The organism is Flavobacterium sp. PLA-DH12 (assembly GCF_059511845.1).
Map to the genome: position 1 here is coordinate 757568 of NZ_JCAMPD010000001.1, position 10175 is coordinate 767742.

Sequence of the window (10175 nt, forward strand, 5' to 3'; positions counted from 1 at the left end):
AATTCCATACACAGACTTATTAAGTTATTATTTAATTTTTTTGAATTTCAATCTCAACTTTTCGGGAAAAATAATTTACCCCTCATGTTTAGAAAAAACAAAAGCAAAACTTTGTTTAACTTTTGTTACCTAAAATTAGAAAAAACAAAAACATAAAACAAGCCTAAAATTCTTATAATTTAATCTTAAATCTCCTGTCTTAAAATTACAGGCCTCCTAAAACAGTAGAAAAAACGCTACATTTAACATAATTTTGTCTCCTTTTATTAATTAAACAAAATATTAAACAAAATATGTTAAATCGATTTAAATAAAGTATAATCTTACAATAAGCACAATTTTATCGACAAAATTATCCGTAATGCAGACCAAATACATCTGTTGTTTTTCAAACAAGCATAAATTTTCGAATTCTTTGAAAGATTCAAAAAAAACGCGTAGAAATACGGGGTTAAAATTTATAAAAAAATTAAACAAAAGTTAAAAAACAAAAAATGGCAAACAATTATTATTAATTGCTTGCCATCTTAAAAAGTTATTAAAACTAAATTACGATTCTATAATTGTATTAATTTGACTAAATAATTGACCATCACTTAAAAAAGCCCCTTGTTTAATCAACTCAAAAATCGAAGAATTACGTTCTTCTGTAAATACTTTTTTCCCTACTTTCATTTCAATATTGTCGGTAAACATATTATCGCTTAACCATTGCAGTCCTTCTTTTGTCAAAAAATCAACATCTGAAGAAAGAGATTTCAAAACAATCGATTGGATGTAAGTATCAAAACAATGAAATAAAAATATATGGTTTCTAGAAAAATGCTCTAAATATTCTGCTCTAGTCAATACACCTTCCCAAATTAAATCTGAAAAGACGTCAAGCTCCTGTTCTGCTACTTCTGGTTTATTAACTTTAAGCTCCTCCCACTCTTTTCTATCTATAGCTTGTGTAGCCAAAAAACTTGCAAATTCAGCATGTAATTCATCAAATTGTTCTTTTGTTAATCTTGCGTATTTCATTTCATTTTAGGCTTTATACTATAGCTTTATAGCTATAAGTCTAATTATTAACTATTCTTTCTATATTAAACAAAAAAATCCCGATTTGCATCGGGATTTTAGTATAGATTTAAAAACTATTACTTTTCAGCAACAATTTCGTATGGTAACTCAACAATTACATCTCTGTGTAAACGGATACTTGCACTGTATTTTCCAGTACGTTTTACAATACCACTAGTGATGAATTTTCTGTCGATAGCGTTTCCAGATTTTTCTAAAGCTTCAGCAATGTCGATGTTTGTGATAGAACCAAAAAGTTTTTCTCCACCAGCTTTTGCAGAAATTTTAATTTCAAGAGCTTTAATTGCTTCAGCCAATGATTTAGCATCAGCAACAACTTTAGCTTCTTTGTGTGCTCTTTGTTTTAGGTTTTCAGCTAAAACTTTTTTAGCAGAAGGAGTTGCTAAAGTAGCAAAACCTTGAGGAATTAAAAAGTTACGACCGTAACCAGGCTTTACAGATACTACATCATCTTTAAATCCTAAGTTTTGTACGTCTTGTTTTAAAATAATTTCCATGTTGTTGTCCTTATTTTTAGAAGTTAGGTTCTGCTTGAACAGAAACCAGCGACTAGATTTTTATACTATTTTAATAAATCGGCCACGTATGGCATTAAAGCTAAGTGACGAGCTCTTTTTACAGCTACAGAAACTTTTCTTTGGTATTTTAATGAAGTTCCAGTTAAACGACGAGGAAGAATTTTTCCTTGCTCGTTAACGAATTTCAATAAGAAATCAGCATCTTTATAATCGATGTATTTGATTCCTGATTTTTTGAAACGGCAATACTTTTTAGTTTTGTTAGTTTCAATGTTTAAAGGCGTTAAATATCTGATATCTCCGTCTTTTTTTCCTTTTGCAGATTGCTCGATTGTAGACATAATAATTACGCTTTAGTAGATTTTAATTTTGCTCTTCTTCTCTCAGCCCATGAAATAGCATGTTTATCTAAACTTACAGTTAAGAAACGCATAACTCTTTCATCACGTCTGAATTCAGTTTCAAAAGCTAAAAGAACTTCTCCAGCTACTTTGAATTCGAATAAGTGATAAAAACCACTTTTTTTGTTTTGGATTTCGTAAGCCATTTTTTTAAGACCCCAATCCTCTTTCGATACCATTTCAGCTCCTCTACTAGTAAGAAATTCTTCAAATTTCGTTACTGTTTCCTTCACCTGAACCTCAGATAAAACGGGATTTAAAATGAAAACAGTTTCATAATGATTCATAAATAAAAAATTTATTTGTTAAAATTGGGTGCAAAAGTAAGCATTTAATTTATATATGCAACAGTTTTTTTCTTTTATTCGTCATAATGCAAAAAAGATGCCTCAACTTTAGTTTTTTTTACAAAAAAATAATACATTTACTACTGCTATCCTGAATTTATTCTAAATTTAAATGTTATGAAACTAAACTGTGTTGTTGTAGATGATAGTTCTATACAAAGGACAATTATTGCCAAATTGGTAAATAATCACCCAGGCTTGCATTTAATCGGGGATTTTTCTAATGCAATTGAAGCAAAAAGTTGTATCTCATTAAATAATATCGATTTAATATTTCTTGATATAGAAATGCCAGTTATTAACGGCTTTGATTTTCTAGACGGATTAAAATCAAAACCGCAGATTATATTTATCACTTCTAAAGCCGAATATGCTTTAAAAGCTTTCGACTATGATGCTACCGACTATCTTCAAAAGCCTATTGCAGTGGATCGTTTTAACGCCTCTGTAAAAAGGGCAATTGATATGCATTTGCTTAAAAAAGATATCAAAGAAGAAGAAGGAGAACATATATTCATCAAAAGTAATCTAAAAAAACTTAAAATCTTTACTTCAAAAATAAAATGGATTGAAGCTTTTGGAGATTATGTAAGAGTAGTAACTGAAGACGATAGTAATCTGGTTCTTTCAACTATGAAATCTTTTGAAAATGATTTATCGAAAGACAAGTTTATCCGTGTCCACAAATCATATATTATCAATATCGATAAAGTTGAACGTTTCAATAGTAAATTTGCCGAAATAGGCATCACCAAAATACCTTTAAGCCGCAATAAAAAAGAAGATCTTGTAAAAGCACTTTCAACTTCTTCTTAATTTAGCTCGTCTTAGTAGAAATCTACATTAATCACAACTTTTATAGCTCTATATTGAGCCACAGCTTCAAAACTATTCAGCATTTTCTGGATAGTTTTTTTTGTATTCCCTAAATGAAGATTTTGCGGAATCTTAATTAATATAGTCCTAATATATTCATTTCGTATTCTGCTTATTGCAGGTTCTTCCGGACCTAAAACTGGTATTCCTAGATTTTGATTCAAAACCTGATACAGCCACATCGCTCCTTCTTTTAGTTTATCAAAATCTTTGTGCTTTAAAGTAAGCTTTATGATTCTAAAATAGGGCGGATATTTATAGATTAACCTGTCATACAACTGCTCTTTATACATACCTATATAATTATGGTTTGTAACTTGCTGAATTGTATTATGATTCGGATTGTAAGTCTGAATAACCACTTTCCCTTGTTTTTCCGATCTTCCTGCTCTTCCTGCGACTTGTGTCATCATTTGAAAACTTCGCTCAAAAGCCCTAAAATCGGGATGATGAAGCATATTGTCAGCATTCATAATTCCAACCAAGCCCACATTATCAAAATCAAGTCCTTTGGCTAGCATTTGTGTACCGACCAAAATATCAATTTCACGATTTTTAAACGCATCTATTATCTTTTCAAAACCAAATTTGCCTCGCGTAGTATCTTGATCCATTCTGGCTGTTTTCGCTTTAGGAAAAAGAGAAGTTAATTCCTGCTCTATTTGTTCCGTACCAAAACCTTTTGTAGTTAAATCTATACTTGAACAGCTATGGCAATTAGTAGGCTTTGCAATCGAATAGCCACAATAATGGCAACGAAGCTGATTTTTATGCTTATGATAAGTTAAACTCACATCGCACTGTTGGCAATGCGGAACGTGACCACAGGTTAAACATTCAATTATAGGCGAATATCCTCTCCTATTTTGGAATAAAATAACCTGCTCGCCCAATGACAATGACTCGGTAATTTCTTCAATTAGAAGATCACTAAAATGTCCTGTCATTCTTTTTCTGAAATGCTTGTCTTTTATATCAACTAAAACCACTTCAGGCAAACGGACATTTTTGTAACGTTCAGAAAGAGTTACCAATCCGTATTTATTATTTTGCGTATTAAAATAGGTTTCAATGCTAGGTGTTGCAGAACCTAATAATACTTTAGCTTTATGAAAATTAGCCAAAACTATTGCGGCATCTCTTGCATGATATCTTGGCGCTGGATCAGTCTGCTTAAAAGTCTGCTCATGTTCTTCGTCAACAATTAATAATCCTAGGTCATTAAAAGGCAAGAACAAAGCCGACCTCGCTCCTATTACAATTTGAGCTTTCGGTGAATTTTCAAGCGTTTGCCTCCAAACCTCAACTCTTTCATTATTACTGTATTTTGAATGAAAAACTGCAACTCTATCGCCAAAATGAAGGCGCAATCTAGTAACCAGCTGTGTCGTAAGCGCTATTTCTGGCAACAGATACAAAACCTGCTTTCCTGTTTCCAAATACTCTTCAATCAGCTTTATATAAATTTCCGTTTTTCCGCTCGAAGTTACCCCGTGAAGCAGACACACTTCTTTTTCTGAAAAACTATTCTTTATTCCAGAAAAAGCATTTTCTTGAGCTTCACTCAGCTGTAATTCTTTTTCTGATTTTTCACCATTAAATATAATACGATCCTGCTGTAAATAATACTCTTCAAATATTTCCTTTTCAACTAAAGACTTTACAGCTGCCGAACCTGCATTTGAAACTTCTGTAAGTTTTTTTACTGTAATAGGCTTTTTTTCTGAAGCACTAATCTGAAAATAAGCCAAAACAATTTCCCTTTGCTTGTTGGCATTTTTTAATGCTGCCAGCAATTCTTCCAAACCACTATCCGATTCATATTTTGAATGCAGTTTAACATAACGAACCAACTTTGGCTTGTACGTTTCTTTTATTTCTTCCTCTAAAAATATAATATCTTTCGCAATCAGTTTTTGCAAAATCGGAAGTATATTTTTTTTATTTAAAATCGAAGCAATTTCCTGAACCTTTAATGAACTCTGATGATGCAATGCTTCATAAATCAAAAACTCATCGTCAGAAAGTTCGCTGTCGTTTACCACAACATCGGGTTTATGCGAAATAATCGTTTCACTTTCCAGCAATAATCCACTAGGAAATGCTCCGCGATACACATCACCAATGCCGCACATATAATAATCTGCAATCCAAAGCCAGTGTTTAATCTGAATTTCGGTTGCGATTGGTTTTTCATCTAAAATCTGATGGATTTCTTTTGCTTCATATAATGTCGGAGCATTTTCATGAACATCCAAAACAAGCCCCGTATATATTTTATTTTTACCAAAAGGCACCGCAACACGCATTCCTTTTTTAATGAAATGATATTCGGCCTCAGAAATACTATAAGTAAAAGTCTTTGCTAAGGAAAGTGGTAAAATAACTTCGATGAAATACATGAAAAATTTTTATAAGTCAGTAATTATTTCTGACCGGTTTTAAGAGAAGCATTTTTTGAAAGATTATATTCCTTCACCAGCTCCAAAGTATGATTTATAGATTTATTCGTTGTTCCGCCATCATGTCCGGGAATAACGTATTTTGGGTTTTTAAATTTCGACTGAACCTTTTTTATTGATTTCTCCCATTCTTTAACATCTGCATCTCCTAAATATCCCAAATCTTTTGCTTCTTCACTTTTTATAAAACATCCGCCATAAAGAATTTTATCTTTAGCAAACCATGCTACAATATTGTCTGGCGCATGCCCTTTGCCTGGATAATATACTTCAAATTTATACTGCCCAAGCGCAAAAGTGGTATCATTTGGAATTATAAATTCAGCTCTTGGCTCATTCTTTTCTTTCAGAATATCATCTGTCAATTTAATTGAATAGGTTTTGATTCCTTTTTTTCTGTAAAAATCAAATCCGCCTGCACGATCTTCATGAGAATGTGTGCCAAAAAGCATTACAACTTCTTTATTGTGTTTTATTTTTATACTATCCAATAAAGGCTGAAACTGTGTTTTATCCCAAGGTGCATCAAAAAGCACAACACCTTTATCTGTAACTAGATACATAGCATTGGCAGAAATCAACGTTCCATTGTAATCATGAAATGTTTTATAAACATAAAAGTCACCTGTTAGATGACTTATTTGTAATGGCGAATTCTTAGATTGTCCAAAGCTGTTTGAAACTACTGCTAAGAATAAAACTATCGAAGCTAATTTTCGCATTTAAATATTAATTAATTTTTTATTCTCGTCCAGTATTGTGTTCTTCCCATTAAAGAAATTCCAACATAACCACGAAGTTTCAATTTATCTGCAGATTCTAAAGTAACATAACATTTGTATTTTTTACCGCTTGTAGGATCTAAGATTGTTCCTCCGTTATATTCAGAACCATCTTTTTTAAGTCCGTTTATAATAACCATTCCTAAAATCGGTTTGTTTTTTTCAGCACCATCACATTTTACACAAACATCTTTTTTGTGGCCTTCGCGAAGTATATCTACAATCTTTCCATAAATTTTTCCAGATTTTTCGTAAATTTCTACTATAGATTTTGCTTCACCCGTTTCATCGTCAATTGTTTTCCATTTTCCAATTACACTTTGACTTTGCATGGTTAGGGCAAAGAAGAACACTCCGATAGTTAGCATCAAGTTTTTCATATTATTTTTCTTTTTTTTGTTTTAATTTTCTGATAGAAGCATTCAATTCGAACCCTAAAAGCAGAATCATACAGTTTATCCAAATATAAAACATTAGAATTAATAATGTTCCAATTGAACCATAAAGTTCGTTGTATTTTGAAAATTTTATAACCCAAATCCCAAAAAAGAACGAAGATATAACAATTAAGATTGTGGTAAAAACAGAACCAATGCTTATAAAAGGAACTTTATTATACTGTTTTGTACCATAACGCAATAATATTGAAGATGTTATCAAGATCATTAAAACAACAAACAAATAACGCCCTAAAATAATAAGCGGAATTCGATCACTCAGTACATCCTGAATAATTGTTTTTTGAATAAAAACCTCAAAGACTACAATTGTTGCGACTGTTACAAACAAAATAATAGTCATCACAATAGATATCGCCAACGCAACTAAATATTGCTTGAAAAAACCTCTTTTATCAAAGACATGTTTAGAAGATTCAAAACCGCTTAGAATGCCATTAATTCCATTTGCCATTAAAAAAATCGAAAGAAAAAATCCAGACGAAAGCAAACCCGAATGACTATTATTTAAAATATCGCTGATAATTTTGCTGATTGCATCAAACGTATTTGGAGGAACACTCTGCTGTACGAACTGCAAAAAATCTTCCTGAAAATTATCTATCGGAATAAACGGAATCAAGTTTAAAATAAATAGCGCAAAAGGAAACAAAGCCATGAAAAAGCTAAACGAAACCGCACTTGCATGATATGAAAAAGCACCATCAACAATTCCTATGGTGTACATTTCCAACAAATCATACAATGAAAATCCCTCTAGCCAAGGCAGTTTAATTTTCTTCAAAAGTCGGGCTAATGACCGCACCACAGGCAGTTTCTCAATCCGATCTTCTATCTCTTGCGACATATTTTTTGATTTTAGATTTTAGTCCCGATAGCTATCGGGAGATTTTAGATTTACAAAAACCATAACTCCATTAAAAAGCTTTCAAACTCAAATCCATATTGTAAACAGAATGCGTTAAAGCACCTGACGAAATATAATTTACACCACATAAAGCATATTCACGAACTGTTTTTTCGCTGATATTTCCAGAAGATTCAGTTTGACATTTTGAACCAATCAAATTTACTGCCGTTTTGGTATCTTCATAATTAAAGTTGTCTATCAGGATTCTATGAACTCCGTCGCTCAATAAAATTTCTCTGATTTCATCTAAATTGCGGGCTTCAACAATAATTTTAAGATCTAGATTATTTTCCTTTAAATATTCCTTTGTTTTAGAAATAGCGCGCGTGATTCCCCCAGCAAAATCAATATGATTGTCTTTCAGCATAATCATATCATACAAAGCATAACGATGATTTTCGCCACCACCAATTTTTACAGCCCATTTCTCAGCAACTCTAAAATTTGGAGTCGTTTTACGAGTGTCTAGTATTTTAGCGTTTGTTCCTTCAAGAAGCTGCATTAAATGGTTTGTTTTAGTAGCAATCGCCGACATTCTCTGCATGGTATTTAAAACCACTCTTTCGGCTTTTAAAATAGATTGAGAGCTTCCTGAAACTTCAAAAACAATTTCGCCATATTCAACACGTGTCCCATCTTCAATAAATGTTTTTACTTTTAATTTTGGGTCAACATGTTCAAATATCATTTTAGCAAGTTCAACTCCGGCAATGATTCCCTGATCTTTTACTAATAGTTTTGCCTTACCATGGGCAGTATCTGGAATACATGCTAGCGAACTATAATCGCCTGGTCCTACATCTTCTCTAATGGCATTACTGATTAAAAGTTGTAATTCTGCTTGAAATTGAGCTTCGCTTATCATTTTTCTGTTTTTAATAATACTGCTAAATTAGGATATATTTTATGGATTTGAAAGTTCTAACATCATGAAAAATTACATAAAATATCAAATATCTCTTTTTTAAACATTAGGATATTCACAAAAATAAAGTTACAATTCTTAACAATACTTAATCTCTTAATAAGAGATCAATTAAATATCTTTGGAGTTCAATCAAGCAAAATTTATGGGATTAATTAAAGATATTTACTCGGTTTCTTTTTACGAAAAATTTGGTCAGGCTGTCGCCGGAGCGCATCCATCATTCAAAAAAGAGAAATTCATTGAAGCAATTTACGAAGGCAATTTTGCTCAAAAAGAATGGAAAGAAAGAATGAAGCACACAACAGTGGTTTTGCATCAGTTTATGCCACAAAATTTTCCTGAAGCCGTTGCTTTAATTGATAAAATCATCGAAAATTTAAAGAAAAATAGTTTTACTGATGGCAATTTGGCTTTCATTTTTTTTGCCGATTATATTGAAAATTACGGTTTAGACGATTTTGAAACATCTGTAAAAGCCTTTGTTTCTATCACACAATTTATAAGTTGCGAATTTGCAGTTCGTCCTTTCATTTTAAAATATAAAGAAAGAATGATTGACGAAATGATAAAATGGTCCTTACACGAAAATCATCACGTTCGCAGATTGGCAAGTGAAGGTTCACGACCGAGATTACCGTGGGCAATGGCAATTCCGTTTTTGAAGAAAGACCCTTCTTCTATTCTTCCTATTTTAGAGAATTTAAAAAACGATCCTTCAGAATACGTCCGAAGAAGCGTAGCCAATAATTTAAATGATATTGCTAAAGATAATCCGCAGATTGTATTAGAAATTGCTTCAATGTGGAAAGGCCACAGCAAAGAAACAGACGGAATTATTAAACATGGAAGCCGAACTTTACTGAAACAAGGACATCCTGAAATTTTAAGCCATTATGGTTTAGAAAGCACAAATATTGAACTTTCGTCTTTCGAAATCAAAACGCCAACTGTAAAAATTGGAGATTATCTTCAGTTTCATTTTCACTTGAATAATAAAAACGAAGCCCCAAAAACAGTTCGTTTAGAATATGCTGTCCATTATAAAAAAGCAAAAGGACATTTGGCTAAAAAAGTATTCAAAATCAGTGAGAAAATTTTTCAACCGAATCAATTAACTAAGATTGAGAGAAACCAGTCTTTTAAAGTCATCACAACGCGAGTTTTTCATACTGGAATTCATCAATTATCGATTATTATTAATGGGACAGAGAGTGAAGTTTTGGAGTTTGAATTGATTGATTAAAAGTACAAATTTCGTAAATAATCAAGGTGTCGTCGTCTAGTTTGTCATTTCTGTAAAAGTCACTTATTTCGGTAACGGATTTATCATTTCAATTGGCTTTTTTCCATCAATTCCCTGATGTGGTCTTTCGTGATTATAGTAATATAAATATTGTAATAATTCTT

The 10175-nt window shown here is 31.8% G+C and carries 11 protein-coding genes; 2 read left to right on the plus strand and 9 right to left on the minus strand.

The features are described from left to right. Positions 1-549 precede the first annotated feature (549 nt). The 4 genes from AC5ZCW_RS03195 to rpsF all read right to left on the minus strand — a co-directional run bounded on the left by AC5ZCW_RS03195 (position 550) and on the right by rpsF (position 2292). The gene (locus AC5ZCW_RS03195) at positions 550-1023 is read right to left on the minus strand and encodes a DUF6495 family protein (RefSeq protein ID WP_343543391.1); all 474 of its coding nucleotides are present in this window, start codon (positions 1021-1023) and stop codon (positions 550-552) included. A gap of 119 nt (positions 1024-1142) precedes the next feature. Continuing rightward, positions 1143-1583 carry a 50S ribosomal protein L9 gene (rplI, locus tag AC5ZCW_RS03200; RefSeq protein ID WP_177210020.1) on the minus strand — a complete coding sequence of 147 codons (441 nt, stop codon included), beginning with the start codon at positions 1581-1583 and terminating at the stop codon, positions 1143-1145. Positions 1584-1648: 65 nt separating this feature from the next. Continuing rightward, positions 1649-1945 (minus strand): 30S ribosomal protein S18, encoded by a 297-nt coding sequence (gene rpsR, locus AC5ZCW_RS03205; protein ID WP_002987043.1) that lies wholly within the window; start codon positions 1943-1945, stop codon positions 1649-1651. 5 nt (positions 1946-1950) lie between these two features. Further along, on the minus strand, positions 1951-2292 hold the full coding sequence (rpsF, locus tag AC5ZCW_RS03210; RefSeq protein WP_068842999.1) for a 30S ribosomal protein S6: 342 nt from the start codon (positions 2290-2292) through the stop codon (positions 1951-1953). Between the two features lie 177 nt (positions 2293-2469). On the opposite strand from rpsF, the gene AC5ZCW_RS03215 reads away from it, so the two are divergent. Next, positions 2470-3168: a LytR/AlgR family response regulator transcription factor gene (locus tag AC5ZCW_RS03215; RefSeq protein WP_008463025.1), complete on the plus strand. Its 699-nt coding sequence runs from the start codon at positions 2470-2472 to the stop codon at positions 3166-3168. Positions 3169-3179: 11 nt separating this feature from the next. On the opposite strand, the gene priA is transcribed toward AC5ZCW_RS03215, so the two are convergent. The 5 genes from priA to nadC form a co-directional block, all read right to left on the minus strand. After that, positions 3180-5630 (minus strand): replication restart helicase PriA, encoded by a 2451-nt coding sequence (gene priA / locus AC5ZCW_RS03220; protein ID WP_343543395.1) that lies wholly within the window; start codon positions 5628-5630, stop codon positions 3180-3182. A 23-nt stretch (positions 5631-5653) separates the two neighbouring features. Beyond that, a complete protein-coding gene (gene bla-B1-FLAV, locus AC5ZCW_RS03225) occupies positions 5654-6412 on the minus strand; it encodes a subclass B1 metallo-beta-lactamase (protein WP_343543397.1) in 759 nt (252 codons plus the stop codon). Positions 6413-6423: 11 nt separating this feature from the next. Continuing rightward, positions 6424-6852 (minus strand): DUF2147 domain-containing protein, encoded by a 429-nt coding sequence (locus AC5ZCW_RS03230; RefSeq protein ID WP_177210023.1) that lies wholly within the window; start codon positions 6850-6852, stop codon positions 6424-6426. Position 6853: 1 nt separating this feature from the next. After that, on the minus strand, positions 6854-7777 hold the full coding sequence (locus AC5ZCW_RS03235; protein WP_177210024.1) for a YihY/virulence factor BrkB family protein: 924 nt from the start codon (positions 7775-7777) through the stop codon (positions 6854-6856). Between the two features lie 70 nt (positions 7778-7847). Then, positions 7848-8705: a carboxylating nicotinate-nucleotide diphosphorylase gene (gene nadC / locus AC5ZCW_RS03240; protein ID WP_343543399.1), complete on the minus strand. Its 858-nt coding sequence runs from the start codon at positions 8703-8705 to the stop codon at positions 7848-7850. 205 nt (positions 8706-8910) lie between these two features. Here nadC and AC5ZCW_RS03245 point away from each other — a divergent pair, with 205 nt between their 5' ends. After that, positions 8911-10011 (plus strand): DNA alkylation repair protein, encoded by a 1101-nt coding sequence (locus tag AC5ZCW_RS03245; protein ID WP_496117890.1) that lies wholly within the window; start codon positions 8911-8913, stop codon positions 10009-10011. The last annotated feature ends 164 nt before the right edge of the window (positions 10012-10175 follow it).

Bases quoted from the DNA above. Each gene is read 5' to 3' on its own strand.
- AC5ZCW_RS03195 (WP_343543391.1), bottom strand. From the start codon at position 1,023: ATGAAATACGCAAGATTAACAAAAGAACAATTTGATGAATTACATGCT.
- rplI (WP_177210020.1), bottom strand. From the start codon at position 1,583: ATGGAAATTATTTTAAAACAAGACGTACAAAACTTAGGATTTAAAGAT.
- rpsR (WP_002987043.1), bottom strand. From the start codon at position 1,945: ATGTCTACAATCGAGCAATCTGCAAAAGGAAAAAAAGACGGAGATATC.
- rpsF (WP_068842999.1), bottom strand. From the start codon at position 2,292: ATGAATCATTATGAAACTGTTTTCATTTTAAATCCCGTTTTATCTGAG.
- AC5ZCW_RS03215 (WP_008463025.1), top strand. From the start codon at position 2,470: ATGAAACTAAACTGTGTTGTTGTAGATGATAGTTCTATACAAAGGACA.
- priA (WP_343543395.1), bottom strand. From the start codon at position 5,630: ATGTATTTCATCGAAGTTATTTTACCACTTTCCTTAGCAAAGACTTTT.
- bla-B1-FLAV (WP_343543397.1), bottom strand. From the start codon at position 6,412: ATGCGAAAATTAGCTTCGATAGTTTTATTCTTAGCAGTAGTTTCAAAC.
- AC5ZCW_RS03230 (WP_177210023.1), bottom strand. From the start codon at position 6,852: ATGAAAAACTTGATGCTAACTATCGGAGTGTTCTTCTTTGCCCTAACC.
- AC5ZCW_RS03235 (WP_177210024.1), bottom strand. From the start codon at position 7,777: ATGTCGCAAGAGATAGAAGATCGGATTGAGAAACTGCCTGTGGTGCGG.
- nadC (WP_343543399.1), bottom strand. From the start codon at position 8,705: ATGATAAGCGAAGCTCAATTTCAAGCAGAATTACAACTTTTAATCAGT.
- AC5ZCW_RS03245 (WP_496117890.1), top strand. From the start codon at position 8,911: ATGGGATTAATTAAAGATATTTACTCGGTTTCTTTTTACGAAAAATTT.